This is a genomic window from Paenibacillus sp. KACC 21273 (assembly GCF_028736095.1).
GTDB lineage: Bacteria > Bacillota > Bacilli > Paenibacillales > Paenibacillaceae > Saccharibacillus > Saccharibacillus kyungheensis.
The window spans coordinates 392,627-408,034 of record NZ_CP117876.1 but is presented as its reverse complement, the minus strand read 5'-3'; the positions used below and the strand labels follow the sequence as shown (position 1 = coordinate 408,034).

Here is a 15,408-nt window from a genome sequence, read left to right as displayed (position 1 = left end):
CTTTAGATTACCTACAATAACGGAGGAATAAACATGATTACACTCAGAGAAATGAAAATTGAAGATTATAATGAAATTATTGAGCTTTGGGAGCATACTGAAGGTATGTGGTTAAGCGAAGCCGATTCATTACCTCATATTCAAACATATTTAGAGCGTAATCCTTATTGTTCGTTTGTAGCGGAAGAACAGCTAGATAACCAGACCACTGTTCTAGCAGGAACATTACTCGCCGGTCATGATGGTAGGCGTGGATATATGTATCATCTGGCAGTCGATCCTGCATATCGAGGACAACGAATTGCGACACAATTGATTGAAAAAGCAATGAAAGGCTTAACTGATGCCGGAATCGATAAATGCCATATTTTCGTAATGGCAACAAATGTGGAAGGTCAACACTTCTGGGTAGCAAACGGTTGGGAAAAACGAGATAGTTTTTACGTCTTTTCAAAAGATGTTCCACAACACTAGAATGTTCCACATGAAACATTTTGCAAAACAGCGCTATTTTTGACTGATTTGCAGGAAATATAATTAGCCCTACTGGCTTAAAGGATGGACGACGATTGGATCAACAACATGCAAGTCCGCAATATATTTATACGTACTCTCACCGTCAGGATGAACATTCACTTTGTTATCTGGAAATGAGAGCATTTTTTGGACAGGAAACCGATCAATTTATTCTTAAAAGTGATATCGCTATTATGCCTAGCCGTAGCCCGTTTATCAAAGAACGCATCGAAGTATTGTACGAAGGCGATACGTTAGAAGAAATATATACTCAAGCAGAACAGATCGATATGCTTGATCAGACATTCAAAGTTGTTTTTGTCAAAATCAACGATCTGGATCAAGATCACAAAATTGAGTATCAAGAACGATTAGGTATTGAACGCGAAATAGGGATGCGTATTCATGGAGAAGCCGATGTGAAGCATCCTCAACATACGTACGGCATTGTTCCTTTTGGTGGACGCTGGTATTTAGGTCATTATTTTAAAAATGAAGCTGTCTGGTTCCACAATATGCGCAAACCGCAAAATTACTCCATCGCTCTGAATACCCGTCTTGCTAGAGCGGCTGCTAATATTTTGGTTCCCAATCCTGTAGGGATCAAAGCTATCGATCCTTGCTGTGGCATCGGCACTGTACTGGTAGAAGCATTATCTATGGATATCGATATTGTCGGACGCGATATCAATCCGCATATTGCACAAGGAGCACGAGCTAATATTAAGCATTTCGGCTTAAAAGGAGAAGTAACTTTAGGCGATATTGCAGATATTACAGAACATTATGATGCGGCAATTGTTGATATGCCTTACAATTTATTTTCAACTACTACTCCTGAAGAACAATTAAGTATTCTACAACATGCTCGCCGAATCGCTGATAAAGTGGTCGTGATCACAATTGAGAATATCGATGAAATGATAGCAACCGCTGGATTCTCGATTACAGATCGTGGAGAAGCGAAAAAAGGAGCTAAAGGCGTATTTTCTCGCCAGATTCTTGTCTGTCATTGATAAGTAGGAACACAGTACAACCCAAAAAAGCATCTGTAGCAGAAATGTCTACAGGTGCTTTTTCGTTTTGCAAATGAGGTCTGATATGCATGAGTTCCTCCTCATTATTCGTTTACATTGTGTTCATTAGCCACTTCATTTGTTTTGCGTTCAATATGCTCATCTTCGCCTAAATAAAAGCGTCGAATCGGATTGATATCATCATCTAGTTCGTAGACAAGTGGAATCCCTGTCGGAATATTAAGCTCGGTTAATGTTTTTTCATCAATATCTTCTAAATATTTAATTAAAGCACGTAAAGTGTTGCCATGAGCGGCTATTAAAAGATGTTCTTTTTTCTGAATCAAAGGCACAATACAGTCATGCCAGAACTCTCCAACACGTTCTACTGTATCTTTGAGACTTTCACCATATGGAATCTGATCGTCTGGAATCTCGTTGTACCGTACTTCATGACGTGGACTACGTGGATCATCTTTTTCCAATAAAGGAGGACGAACCGTAAGACTTCTGCGCCAGAGTTGAAGTTGTTCTTCTCCATATTTCTCAGCAGTATCAATTTTACTTAATCCTTGCAAAGCTCCATAATGACGCTCATTTAATTTCCATGACTTCTGTTCAGGAATCCATAGCAAATCCAGTTCGTCGAGTATGTAGTGCATAGTCTGAATCGAACGTTTTAATACTGAAGAAAAAGCGAGATCAAATGTATATCCTGCTTCTTTTATTAATTGTCCAGCTATTCTTGCTTCTTCTATTCCACGATCACTAAGCGCTACATCGGTCCATCCTGTAAACAAATTCTGTTGATTATATACACTTTCTCCATGACGAACAAGAATAATTTTGTACATTAGTCTCTACTCCTTTTTCTTTACTTCTTCTAATGGAGAAGTATCTATACTCTTTAACCCACATTATGCTTTTACGTAACCATTTGCAACTAACGCTCAATTGACTGCATTTTACTGTACACCCTTCTGAATAGAAAATGCTAAAATACAAATGAGGTATGATGTTAGACAAGATATTGTAAGATGAGGAGGCACTATACGATGATACCGCCTAATATGACAGAGCAAGTGATACATACACGTACTAAATTACGCAAAGAAACATTAATCTCGGTGCTGGATGAATTTGATCGTAAGATTATGACGTTGAGCCCACCCAAAAGAGCGGAGAAATATCGCAAAATGAGCACGTCTGCTTTTTCTTTTTTCCGTGGAAGTTCGTATTTGTTTTACTTTGATGCGACCCGCCATTACTTTCCTTATCATACTTCTACCGAACGTCCTACATGGATTCAAGGGGATTTGCATTTCGAAAATTTTGGTGCTTTTCGTAATGAATCGAAGCAGATTGTGTATGATGTCAATGATTTTGATGAAGGGTATATCGGTTCGTATCTGTATGATGTGCTACGCATGTCGGTCAGTATCGCATTAGTTGGACGACAGCTTCAATATACCGATGAGCAACAATTGCACCTGTTAGAACATTATGTTAAAGGTTATCACAAACAAATCTCTTGTTTTGTAGAAGACAAAGACGATCCCGCCAAATTTGTTATGAATGAAAACAAAGCTAAAGGCCCTGTACGCAAATTGTTACGGAAATTAGAAAAACGCCGTAACGGGCATTTCCTAGAAAAAGTTACTGCGGTTATGCAAAGTGATCGTGTTTTTCAAGAAACTGCTGAATTGGTCACTCCTTCTGAACAAGAACATACATTATTAGAGCAAGCATGGGATTTTTATCAACAGACTTTAGTCTGTCATCAAGGCGAAGCAGATCATTATCGGATCAAAGATATTGCGATTAAGCATGGTTCTGGTACCGCTTCAATCGGACTGGATCGGTATTATGTATTGATCGAAGGTGGGCTACGAGGAGCAGGTGAAGATGATGCTATATTGGAAGTAAAAGAAGTACGGACTCCTGTCCCTGCTTATTTTCTACCTTATGCCGATTCATTCTGGCAGACATTTAGCCATCAAGGTAAGCGTGTAACTACAACACAACAAGCGATGCATCACAAAGCCGATCCTTATCTTGGTTTTCTGACGTTAGACGGTCGAGATTTCTATGTGCGAGAACGTTCGCCTTACAAAAAGCGTCTAAAATTAGAAGATATCGAAACGATAGAAGATATGGAAAGTGTACTCAGTACAATGTCTAAATTAACTGCCAAAATGCATGCACGTGCTGATGCCGATGTGAACAAAGGCATTCTGCCGTATCATAGTGAAAAAGAAATTCTAAAAGCGATGGGGCGCAAACCCGACGCATTTGTACAACATATTTCACGTTGGGCATTCGCTTATGCCGATCAGGTCGAGAAAGATTATGCGATTTTCTGTGACTGGGCGCAGACATTTCAAACTCAATAAAAAATCACTTTAGCTACCAATAAACAGGGACAGTTCATCGTAACGATAGATCTGTCCCTGTTTTACTTTTTCGTTCTATTCCAGTTATATCAGTAGAAAGATTATGAATAGATCACCCGATCTGCATCACTTAATACATATTGAGTATCCAGATACTCTCTACTTTCCGATACAAGACGACGTACACGCTCGATATCCACGCCTACTAGCTGACCATGTTGCTTCATCAGACGACCGCCAACGAATACAGTATCTACATTCGATGGATTAGTGAATTGAACTACGGCTCCGATAGGATCGATAACTGGAAATAGATTCAAATCTGTATTCAGATCAGAAGTGCTAATCATGATTATATCCGCTTGTTTGCCCGGTGTTAATTGACCAATCTGGTGATCTAATTGTAATGCTTTGGCTCCACCTACTGTAGCGAACTCAAGCACTTGCTGAGATAACAGATTCAATTCACCCGGCATATTACCACTGTTCAGAATCTCTTCATTGACTCGTGCCCGTTCTGCTTGCAACATAAATTTCATTTGTGCAAATAAATCACCACCGGTTGAAGTCACTACATCTATGCCCAGTGAAGGCATTCCACCTTGTTCTAGGAAAAATCCAGTTGCAGGATATCCATGTCCCATCATCATTTCAACTTCAGGGGTTACCGATAACGATGCTCCTGCATCTGCTAGCATTTTATATTCTTCCGTCATCATTTTGTTGCCATGTACCATATTAAGATCGGGTCCAAGTAATCCTGCTTCATATAGCTTGGTGACTGAATGATCGACAGCTCCCCAGTTGCCAAATCCGATATGCATCGAACAGATCGCTTCCAGTTGGCGGGCGATGCCGATTTCAGTAACCGTAGTATCCCAATGGCTAAATTCAGGCCCACGTATCGCCAGCCCCATCGTTAACAATTGATCTTGCGAAGTAAAATATTGCTTTTTGACACGCTCGGCATCAGAGATCACCAATCGACTATCTCGATTCCAGTATTCTGTCTCGCCCGGTACACCAAGAGCAAATACAGAACGTATCCCTGCTTCTTGTAATCCCCGAATCAATTCGTCGGTATGTTCTGGAGAATAAGGCATACTCCAATCCAGTACTGTTGTGACACCAGCATGAAGCGCTTCTAAAGAGCCAAGCAAGTTGGCGATATAACTGTCTTGAGGACGTAACCGACTTCCCAACCCACCATAGTATAAATTTTGCAAATAGACAGGCAGTGACCAATTGGTTCCTGCTGTACGTACTAGCGATTCCCACATATGCCGATGAGTATCTACTAAGCCCGGCATAATAATATGTTCTGACGCATCAATAATATGATAAGCGGATTCATCAAGTTGTAGATTATTTCCTATAGCTTCAATCGTTGAACCGTTAATCACTACATCTGCTTTTTTTACATTACCAATCGCATGATCCATAGACAACACAGTTCCACTTTTTAAAATATAGCCCTTTTTCTTCATCTTTAATTCCTCCTTTTTCCTTTTTTAAGAATAAATAGATGTTACTCATTTATCATAACTCATTATCCTAGTTAACTCAATAAAAGGAAGTTACTTAACTTTATAAAGTATTTGATTTCCAATTTATTTGATACGAATGCACAAGCTTGCTATAACGGCTACAGTAAGCACTAATGCACTATATATAAAGGACTGAGTATGATGTAAAGACAGTATATAGACTGACCAAATTGGTGCTACACTTGTGCCTGCAAAAAGGAAAAAGGTATATACAGAAACAGCAATTCCGCGATAACTCCCTCCCAATTGTCCAACTAAAGCCACTAAAGAAGGCACAGCAATCGCAATACCTGCGACAAAAATGACGCTACATATAACGATTAATACTAAGTGATGTAGCCAGCCCATCATCAATAGGCTTATAATTCCTAGTCCAAGTCCCAAAAGCAACGTATTTCGTACCCCTATTTTACGAGAAATCGTCCCTGAAAATGGTGAACATATCATTCCTAAAATCCCTATCATTCGAATCCATAACATTTGCAAAGGTGTTACCCCGAAAACATCACTTTGCAAATTATTTCCTAGTAATATGTACATTACAATAAAAGAAAATAACAAAAGGAAGGCGATGATATACGTAAATATCAGATTTCTTTGCCTAATAACAATCGTTAATTGCTTAAGATAAGACCAGATGTTGAGGTCAGGTTGTTGAATACTATCTTGGGTTAATCCTATTTTAAGCCAAAGTATTGTCAATATATAAAGAACTCCAAATAGTATAAATATCAGATTCCATCCGTAATACGTACTAATCCAGCTTGAAATGACCTGTCCTAAAATTCCTGCGATCAGGAAGCCTGTACTAATAAACCCGATAGTAGTTACTTTACGATGATTAGGAAATATAGCTACAACATAGGCAAGTGCTACAGGTGAAAAAGAAGCTGCCGCTAATCCTTGTACACTTCTGAGTAGCAATAAAATCACAAAATGATGAGTATATCCGATCAACATCGTAATCAATGCCAATGCACACAAACCGATAGTCATTACCTTTTTACGACCATATTTATCAGCTAGAGCACCATAAAATAAACAACCAATCGCAAAGCCTAATGAAAATAAACTACCTGTTAATCCTGCTTGAGCAGAACTAATATTGAATTGTGTGATAAATATAGAACTTAAAGGAATAGTAAGATACAGACTACACATAATGACCATGCCTGTCCAACATAATAAGATAGTCATTTTAGAATAATTTACTTCGGCAAGAGTTGAATTTTTATTATTGATTTTCATAGGTAAAGCTCCATTCTTTTCATATAGTTAGATAATCTAATTACTTTATTAAAAAAATTTACCTCCCTATTTGGAATCTTTTCTCTATCTGGTTATGCAATTTATCTATAACTTTAGATAATATTTGCTGTTCATCTTCGTTTAGATCTTCTACCAATGAAGCACAAGCAGACCAAAATACAGGTAATACACGTTGAACAAACATTTTACCTGCGGTGGATAACTTAACATAAATTTTCCGACCATCTTCCGCACTGGACTCGCGTATAATCCAACCCTTTTTTTCTACACTATTCAAAAGTGCTGTGACTGATGCTCTACGAATATTTAAACGCTCAGCAATAGCAGATGGAGTGACTTTTTCACTATTTTCATGTAATTGAATCAGTAGTAATAAATCAAGCTTACTTTCTGTGATATCATAATCAGCAATTTCATTATCGACGATATCAAGAATATGATCACTTGTCCAAAGCATTAATAGACCTAATTGAGCAGAAGCAATCGAGGTACCCGCTTCAGCTGTCTGTTCGCACAGCTTGTCGTAAGGTTCTTTACCTAACTTAGGTAATTGATGATTATGTACAGACTGCTCATTAAAATGTTTGCGAACCATATATCCTACCTACTTTCCTAAATGATTAGATTATCTAACTATATTATACGTAGAAACGTAAATTAAGCAATACCTATCTTAACTACAATTAGATACTAGATAAATAGTATGGATATGATCAAAAAAATCCTTAAATGTATACCTATAAGATCAAGGATACATTTAAGGATTCAAATAGCTCATTTTATTTCACTGAACCGCGTGTAACACCACTAATAATCCATTTTTGAGCAAAGAGATAGATAATAATCATTGGCAACATCGCTAATAGATACGATGCAAATGCTAGATTATAATCGGTATTGAATTGCCCCTGGAAAATGTACTGCACTAGCGGTAATGTGTACATGTTCTGATCGCTAATAATAATCAATGGTAATAGGAAATCATTATATGTCGATAAGCACACCAGTATTCCGACGGTTGCATTGATCGGAGCCATCAGCGGGAAAATGATACGCCAGAATGTTCCCCATGTGGTTGCTCCATCTACCGTTGCCGCTTCTTCAAGCACTGCTGGAATAGAGCGAATATATCCTACATATACAAATACATTAAATGCTAGAGCATATACCGTATGCAAAATAGTCAATCCCACGAGATTGGTCATATGTAGCGCAGATGTTAATTTAACAATCGGCAACATAATAATCGGAAAAGGAATAAACATTGCACTGACAAAGTAAAAGTATAATCCTTTAAAAAATTTACGATCCATATTACGTCCAATTGCATAAGCAACCATAGAGTTGGTCAGCAATGTAAGTACTACTGTCGCTGTCGTTACCAGTGCACTATTACGAAAAGCCTGGAAAAAGTTAGTCAGCTCTATCGCACTGGCAAAGTTATCAAACCGCCATGTGGTCGGTAATCCAAATAGAGATTGCGACATCTGTTGCGGATCTTTCAAAGCAATCGTAATCGCCATATATAATGGGAAAAGAACGATAATAGTGCCGATTGCTACAAGAATATTTACTGTCCAATTGGTACGTTTATGTGTTTCCATTACATATCCATCTCCCTTCTTTGCAGGAATCGAATTTGAAGAATAGAGATAACTGCGATCACGATAAAGTAAATCACCGAGTTCGCTGATTGATAAGCAAATTCTCCACCTTCAAATCCACCTGTATAGATCAAGAATGAGATCGATTGAGTGGCACGGCCAGGCCCACCATTGGTCAAAGCGACGATTTGGTCAAACACCATCAACGCATTTTTCATCGCTAATACCATATTGATTGTAAAAAATGGAGCAATCAACGGGAACGTAATACTCCAAAATTCACGCCATTTGCCAGCGCCATCCAGACTAGATGCTTCATACAGATCATGCGAAATCGTCTGTAAGCCCGCTAGATACAGAATCGTATTTAATGCGATACCTTGCCATACCGCAACAATCACGATACCGATCCAAGCCAGACTGTCATTTCCAAGAATATTCGTGGACAACCAGTTGATCCCCAATGTCTGTCCCCAGACGGTAAATACATTAGAGAACAAATAGTTAAATATGTAACCCACAATCAATACACTAAGAATATTAGGCAAGAAATATACGCCTCTAAAAAAATTACGGAATTTGATACGCGAATTGAGTCCTACTGCAATCAATAAGCTGAAGATATTAATAAAAATCGTAACCACAACTGCATATTTGATCGTAAACCAGTAAGCTTCACCTACTACATTATCGGTAAACAAACTGACGTAATTACGAATACCTACAAAATCATATTCTTTACCAAATCCATTCCAGTTCGTAAATGAATAAAAAACCCCTTGAATCGCAGGTAAAGTTAAAAATAAGAAAAATAACAATACCGCAGGAATCGTCATCCAATAATAAGTTGCCATGCGTTTGCTAGACATCGTATCACTCCTTCCATGTATCGATTAGCTTGCTCTGCGTGCCGCTACTTTATCCCACTCTTTATCCAGTGTACTGAGGAACCCATTGATATCTTTGTTTTGCAAAAAGGCTTGTACCGTTGGATTCAATTGCACCGCACTTGGAATATAGTGATCGACAAAATCGACAATTTTACCCTGTTCAAAATAAGGCAGTAATTCCGCTACACTGCTGTCTTTTTGCTGTACTCCACTAACCGCAGAAAATAAATTTTGTTGGTCGATATATTGTTGACTATTTTCCGGTTTCAATAAGAACGCGATAAATTCTTTCGCTTGTTCTGGATATTCTGTCTGACTGGAAATCGCCAGTAATGTATCAATACCAGCCGTCAATTTGTTTTTGGATTCGTCATTGCTACCAGGTAACGGGAAGAATCCTAATTGAATATCTGGATTCACTTTGCGAATCTCAGAGATCGCCCAGCTTCCTTGAATATACATCGCTGCTTCTCCGTTCGCGAACGCACGATTACCATCCGAGTATGCTTTACCAAAGTTATCATTGTGACCGTAATTAAGTAATTCTAATTGCTTTTTAGCCACTTCCTGATAACCAGCTACAAACGTTGTATTCCCTTCACGACGCTCTTTGTAAAAGTCTGTTCCGACCAACGTGCCTCCCATATCGTTAAAAGGAAGATTCGTTTGCCAGTCGTCTTTGTACGTAAAGTAAAAAGGAATTGTACCTTCTGCTTTCGCCTTTTTCGCTGTCGCTATCAGCTCATCCCATGTTTTGGGTACCGTCAGGTTCAGTTTTTTGAAAATGTCTTTGTTATAGATGATACCGCTTGCATTCAAAGCAAAAGGAACTCCTGTTACTTCTTGCATCCCGGTCACATCCTGTAGCATTTGTGCATATTTAGGATCAATATTTTGCAATAATTTATCGCCGGTTAGATCCATAAAAATATCACTTTGCGCGAGTAACGAATATGTATCTGTAGCCCCCAAGCCAACAATATCAGGAATATCGTTTTTGACGACTCGTGTTTTGAGCACTGTCTCTGCATCCGGTGGATTTACTTGTGAGACATGAATATTCGGATGTTCTTGATTGAATTTGGCAATCAATTCATCGAAGCTAGCTTTGGCTTCCGGCTTATTCTGGAAAAACTCCAATTGCACTATGCCATCTTTACTGCCGCTATTGCTCATACTGCAAGCCGATAATAATCCAACCAGCAAAAGCCCGATCAGCAATATACTCCCCCATCTTTTCATCTAACCATCCCCTCCATTGTTCTTTTTACTTGTATAAACAATATAAACAAAAAATACCCTATTCCGACAAAAAGGAAACGATTACAACAAATTTTTACCCTGCTTTTACATTTCAAAAGTTCAAAATCTATAAATCCTAAAAAATATTTTTCCATTTTTGACACCTTTTCTTATCAAATACAGTATGTAGATATATAAAAATAGTTATAAAGATGGAGAGTATTTCAAAATTAATCAGGATTGAAGTTGTATTTGCCTCCATTTTTTAAACTTTATAGATAAAAAGATATAGATTCGTACTTTTTAGGTACATATCTTTTTATTTCAATAGATTTGCACTGATCCTATACAGTGTTGGAGGTCATACGTATGAATATAACTACTGAACAAAATCCAATTATCCATTCTTTTTTGAGTATACAAAGTAATAAGCAACTTTTGGAACAAGCGATGTATTATCCTACAGCTCAAAATAAGCAAAAACTCAATCAAGCGTTTCAGCTTTTCTTTTTAGAAGCTCGTTTTACGTCTTATATTGCTTCTCTTATTCATTTCAGTGCTATTAACTATGATAAGAAAAACCGTCTATATAAAGATCGATATCAATTAATCGTAGATCAAAATAGAGATTCAGATCATGCTTCTGCTTCTATTTTTCCTGCTGATACCGATACATATCATTTTGTAGAACAAAGTTGGCAGCAAGTGATGACAGAAAAACGGATGTACGAAGCTATTGAGCAATTGACCAGTCGCGAGCAATCTATTCTTTGTTATCTTTATATTTATGAAATGACCGAGAAAGAAATTTCTACTAAGCTTCAAGTGACACAACAAGCTATTTCCAAAACAAAACGATTAGCACTTAAAAAATTACAAACGTATCTTCAATGTTTAGAATGACCATCAGTATATAAAAGGTACGTGAGGAGGAATCACGATGGCACATGCTCTACTATCCTTAATTCAAAAAGCTAAAAATGAAGATGAAGAAGCTATTTTATTTTTAATCAACAAATTTTCACCCAAAATTATGAGATCACTACAACAAACGACTTATCAAGAACAAGAAGATTTACGTCAGGAAATTCATCTCAAAATTATTGAAGCAGTACGCAAATATGATCTGGAGCAGATACCGGATATTTGGAATTTTATTAATCCAGATGATTTTTCAGCCCGAACGATGTCTTCGTAAATCATTTTATCGCAAACAAAAAAGCCAGAGTAAACTTATACTCTAGCTTGCTGTTTATAACTATTATTCATGTTAGCCGATAGATTTAGGCGAAAGTGGCTCTGTGTAAAAAGTAAGACGGTTTTTACCAGAACGTTTGGATTGATACAATGCCTGATCTGCCATACGGATAATTTCGATCGGGTTGTCACTATCATACGGATAGACAGCTCCGCCGATACTACAGCCGATATTTACTTTTTCGTATTCTACAATAAATGGTTTGTTCAGACTGCCAATAATATCATTCGCATAGGCAACTGTATCTTTCTGGATATCCAATTGAGCTGGATCGGTATGCAGAACGACTAGAAATTCGTCGCCACCCAGACGCACTGTAATATCTTTTTCACGCGTGAGATGACATAGACGCTGAGCTACTTTTTGTAATAAAATATCGCCGCTCTGGTGTCCTAGTGTATCGTTGACCTTTTTGAATCCATCCAAATCAATATAGAGGAACGACAAACATGGCTGTTGTTCAGGATTTTCAAAAGCTTCTTCCAAATACATTTCTAACGCATTCCGATTCGGAAGACCTGTTAGATGATCATAATGTGCTAGACTTTGCATATTATCCAGTTCTACTTCTTTTTGACTGAGCGACGTCACCATCGTCTGCAAAGAAAAGGATAATAATTCAATATCATTAAAACTTTTGTGAGCCGGTATTTCAATATTTTCTCCAGATGCTAAGCGATCTGCAGTACGTGTCAATGCACGAATAGGTAATGAAATACGCTCTGCTAACCACCAGCCAATCAGTGCAAATAGAACAGCAGCCGCTATCGTAATCCAGATATTAAAATGCATCAATTCAGATACAGATGCTAATGCTGTAGATTCAGGTTGTCGTACAATAACAGTCCACCCTAGCCCTGGATAATCCAAGTATCCATCTCCATAGGCATACCCTGTTAAGTATGTATTGCCGTCCGGCCACTTTTCCAATTCCCAACCATCTTTTTGTAATTGGGCTTTCTCTATACTTTTCAAAGGTAAAGGCTTGCCTACCATATCACGCGGTCCTAATAAAACAGTCTGATCCTTTTTGCTTACAATCAGCATATCGACATTCTGGTCTGCCCATTTGTTTGGCAATAAGACACTTTCTTGTACTTCTTTCGCCCATGCCCAACTCATATGTGCAGCCAGTACACCAATCGTTTGGTTCTGACTGTTGCGAATCGGTAGACTCACATCAACGAACTGTAACGGTTCTCCGCTCGGATTTGGTAACAATTTGGCAAGCAATACGGCATCATGCACATCACCGATAAATTTGCCTTGAATCCCTTGTTGAAATACAGGACGCTCCGACAAGTCTTTGCCTAATAAAATGCCATCTGTTGCTGCCAATACTTTTCCTTTAGTATCTGTATATCCGATCCATGAAAAAGATGGAAAATGGGATTGCAGTTGATCTAACATTTGTTGAATATTTCCGATATTTTGATTATTTTCAAAAACAGGCAAGCTCCCCAATAATTCTACTTCACCTGATCTGGACCACATAAAATTATCTAACTTATCTGCTGTCTGATAAGCTGTTCCTGCTAGAGATTCCCCAATCTCATTTTTGATACTTTTTGAAGAATAGTAACTAATCGTTGTGCTCAGTACAAAAGACAGTAACAACGACAATGCAATAAATGTAACAATTAACGCAGTTCTCAATTTGACAGACACCGACATTTCCCCCGAAAATTCGACTTTTATTTTAATATCGGTTTCTGGTAGCAGAGAGATTAATTATTTTTCATTCCTATTAAATGTTGGAACAATTATATATTTAAAAATACATATAGAAAAAGACTAACAGTTAAAGTTAGTCTTTTTAGAATTATATTTATTACATAATGTATATGATATCATCTTAAATTTAATTTCTCGTATAAAGAAAATATATAATTTTTACTTACATAAGCAATATCTGGACAAAGGTTAAAAAATATTAGGTTTGTTTGTCCAGATGTCTCAATTCTCTTTACATGATTCAAATTAATAAGATAACTCCTATGGGTTCTAATAAAAAAAGCGGAATTGATTCTTTGCTCGATCGATTTTAATGATTCTGTTACTTTAAATGATTTTTTAGGATAAGTATTTATAATCAATTTAGATGATCTACCTTCAGAACTAATATATGCGATATCTTCTTGATTTAAAAGTTGTATTCCATTATCACATTTTACAGGAAGTAATTGATTGATATCGCCTGAATTTTCTTTGTTTGGATAGTGAATAGAACATATTTTTTTGATACATTCTCGAAATCTTTCATAACTAAAGGGCTTAACTAAATAATCAATCGCATGTAATTCAAAAGCATGATAAGCATAGTCTGGACTAGACTTCATAAATACTATATCTACAGATGAATATTGAAGACGAATCCTTTCAACTAATAATAAAGGTGATTCTGCGATAGAATCTATATTTAGAAAGATAACATGAACTAAGTGATACGATAATACTTTATTAATTTTTTCTATAGACGCATCAGTACAAGTTAGCTTAACACCTAGACCTTGAAGCATATGTGTAATATCTTCTTGCAATGCTTGATCTTCATTGATCAGTAATGCAGAGAACATTCTAAATCACCTATCTTATAGTAGATTATTCTAACTTAATAAAAAATAGACGACACATTCACACCCAAAATTCCTAAAGCAAATAATAAGATTGTAATAACCGCGTATGCTACAAAACTTTTATGATTCCCAATTACTTTCGCTATAGTCATAAATCCAGCTGCTACTGCTGCTGAATACAGAATGATACTAGAAAAATCATCTTTAGCCCACACGCTACATCCTATATAGTACAACGTTAATAATAGAAATAACCCAGCAAAAACTTGGAAAATAATAGTTATATTTTTCGAGTTACTTTTAATGTTTTCTGTCTCTTTCATAAATAATTCCTCCTCAGAAATAGTTATGCTTTTAACTCACTTTTATTAAATCTAAATCCAATCAAAGTGGCACAAATAATAAATGTTACAACGATTCCTCCAATAAATAGAGGTAACGAGTCTACAGGACTTTCTTGAGGAGACGAGATAGCGAATGCTGGCTGAGCCCATGGATAAAACATTCCCCATTGAGAAGAGTACGCTGCAAAAACCATCAGAGATAATATAATATTAATACTTAATGGAATACCAAAACTTTTAATTTTATATGACAACCATAGTTGAATAGAACATAAAGAAAATGTACCTAACCAACTCAAAAATATAGCACCAAACATAAATCCCCAAGGAATCGGATCATGAATATTTACAATTGCACCACCAATTAAACAAAATACGAGCAATGTAAATTGCATCATCAAAATTAAAAACAAAACCACAATTAATTTGGAGAAGTAAATAATATTGCGTTGAATAGGAAGAGAAAATTGTAATTTCCAACCTCCATTTAAATGATCTGTTCTACAGACAATGGCTGCATAAATACCTGAAGCAATTGGTAAAAACAATATGCCATAAAATAAAGTGATTTGCGTCCATATTTCTAACCATGCATTATCTGTTGGCTGATCCATCAGTACATCATAGTTGCCCAGAAAGTTACCAATCCCCAGTAAAACACTTATAAAAGGAACCATGATAATCAAGATCCATGTTTTCTGCCTTTTCAATTTTAACCATTCAAATGAAATATATGTTCCTAACATCTATTAT

At 36.8% G+C, this 15,408-nt stretch carries 16 protein-coding genes; 5 read left to right on the top strand and 11 right to left on the bottom strand.

From position 1 onward, the window contains the following. Positions 1–33 precede the first annotated feature (33 nt). Positions 34–474, top strand: coding sequence for a GNAT family N-acetyltransferase (locus tag PQ460_RS01835; protein ID WP_274171583.1), 441 nt, complete (start codon positions 34–36; stop codon positions 472–474). Positions 475–569: 95 nt separating this feature from the next. After that, on the top strand, positions 570–1,532 hold the full coding sequence (locus tag PQ460_RS01830; RefSeq protein WP_274171582.1) for a TRM11 family SAM-dependent methyltransferase: 963 nt from the start codon (positions 570–572) through the stop codon (positions 1,530–1,532). 104 nt (positions 1,533–1,636) lie between these two features. Here the strand turns inward: PQ460_RS01830 and gpmA are convergent, their stop codons facing one another. Further along, on the bottom strand, positions 1,637–2,386 hold the full coding sequence (gene gpmA, locus PQ460_RS01825; protein WP_274171581.1) for a 2,3-diphosphoglycerate-dependent phosphoglycerate mutase: 750 nt from the start codon (positions 2,384–2,386) through the stop codon (positions 1,637–1,639). A gap of 201 nt (positions 2,387–2,587) precedes the next feature. Between gpmA and PQ460_RS01820 the strand changes: the two genes are divergently transcribed. Then, positions 2,588–3,925, top strand: a complete 1,338-nt coding sequence (locus tag PQ460_RS01820; RefSeq protein ID WP_274171580.1) for a DUF2252 domain-containing protein — start codon at positions 2,588–2,590, stop codon at positions 3,923–3,925. A gap of 101 nt (positions 3,926–4,026) precedes the next feature. On the opposite strand, the gene PQ460_RS01815 is transcribed toward PQ460_RS01820, so the two are convergent. From PQ460_RS01815 to PQ460_RS01790, 6 genes are all read right to left on the bottom strand, one after another. Next, positions 4,027–5,412 (bottom strand): amidohydrolase family protein, encoded by a 1,386-nt coding sequence (locus tag PQ460_RS01815; protein ID WP_274171579.1) that lies wholly within the window; start codon positions 5,410–5,412, stop codon positions 4,027–4,029. Positions 5,413–5,535: 123 nt separating this feature from the next. Then, positions 5,536–6,720, bottom strand: coding sequence for an MFS transporter (locus PQ460_RS01810; protein WP_274171578.1), 1,185 nt, complete (start codon positions 6,718–6,720; stop codon positions 5,536–5,538). A 58-nt stretch (positions 6,721–6,778) separates the two neighbouring features. Next, positions 6,779–7,336: a MarR family winged helix-turn-helix transcriptional regulator gene (locus PQ460_RS01805; RefSeq protein WP_273613982.1), complete on the bottom strand. Its 558-nt coding sequence runs from the start codon at positions 7,334–7,336 to the stop codon at positions 6,779–6,781. Positions 7,337–7,520: 184 nt separating this feature from the next. Continuing rightward, positions 7,521–8,345 carry a carbohydrate ABC transporter permease gene (locus tag PQ460_RS01800; RefSeq protein ID WP_204826067.1) on the bottom strand — a complete coding sequence of 275 codons (825 nt, stop codon included), beginning with the start codon at positions 8,343–8,345 and terminating at the stop codon, positions 7,521–7,523. Beyond that, positions 8,345–9,214, bottom strand: coding sequence for a carbohydrate ABC transporter permease (locus PQ460_RS01795; RefSeq protein WP_274171577.1), 870 nt, complete (start codon positions 9,212–9,214; stop codon positions 8,345–8,347). Before PQ460_RS01795 ends, PQ460_RS01800 begins: the two co-directional genes overlap by 1 nt. Before the next feature lie 24 nt (positions 9,215–9,238). Next, positions 9,239–10,477 carry an ABC transporter substrate-binding protein gene (locus tag PQ460_RS01790; RefSeq protein WP_274171576.1) on the bottom strand — a complete coding sequence of 413 codons (1,239 nt, stop codon included), beginning with the start codon at positions 10,475–10,477 and terminating at the stop codon, positions 9,239–9,241. A gap of 369 nt (positions 10,478–10,846) precedes the next feature. On the opposite strand from PQ460_RS01790, the gene PQ460_RS01785 reads away from it, so the two are divergent. Together PQ460_RS01785 and PQ460_RS01780 are read left to right on the top strand one after the other, a co-directional pair. After that, the gene (locus tag PQ460_RS01785) at positions 10,847–11,380 is read left to right on the top strand and encodes a sigma-70 family RNA polymerase sigma factor (protein ID WP_274171575.1); all 534 of its coding nucleotides are present in this window, start codon (positions 10,847–10,849) and stop codon (positions 11,378–11,380) included. Between the two features lie 37 nt (positions 11,381–11,417). Next, positions 11,418–11,675: a helix-turn-helix domain-containing protein gene (locus tag PQ460_RS01780; protein ID WP_274171574.1), complete on the top strand. Its 258-nt coding sequence runs from the start codon at positions 11,418–11,420 to the stop codon at positions 11,673–11,675. Between the two features lie 72 nt (positions 11,676–11,747). Here PQ460_RS01780 and PQ460_RS01775 read toward each other — a convergent pair whose 3' ends face one another. The 4 genes from PQ460_RS01775 to PQ460_RS01760 all read right to left on the bottom strand — a co-directional run bounded on the left by PQ460_RS01775 (position 11,748) and on the right by PQ460_RS01760 (position 15,401). Further along, positions 11,748–13,403, bottom strand: a complete 1,656-nt coding sequence (locus PQ460_RS01775) for a diguanylate cyclase domain-containing protein (protein ID WP_274171573.1) — start codon at positions 13,401–13,403, stop codon at positions 11,748–11,750. A gap of 182 nt (positions 13,404–13,585) precedes the next feature. Beyond that, positions 13,586–14,311, bottom strand: a complete 726-nt coding sequence (locus PQ460_RS01770) for a LytR/AlgR family response regulator transcription factor (RefSeq protein ID WP_274171572.1) — start codon at positions 14,309–14,311, stop codon at positions 13,586–13,588. A 35-nt stretch (positions 14,312–14,346) separates the two neighbouring features. Next, positions 14,347–14,634: a hypothetical protein gene (locus PQ460_RS01765; RefSeq protein WP_274171571.1), complete on the bottom strand. Its 288-nt coding sequence runs from the start codon at positions 14,632–14,634 to the stop codon at positions 14,347–14,349. Between the two features lie 23 nt (positions 14,635–14,657). Continuing rightward, positions 14,658–15,401 carry an ABC transporter permease gene (locus PQ460_RS01760; protein WP_274171570.1) on the bottom strand — a complete coding sequence of 248 codons (744 nt, stop codon included), beginning with the start codon at positions 15,399–15,401 and terminating at the stop codon, positions 14,658–14,660. Between the last annotated feature and the right edge of the window lie 7 nt (positions 15,402–15,408).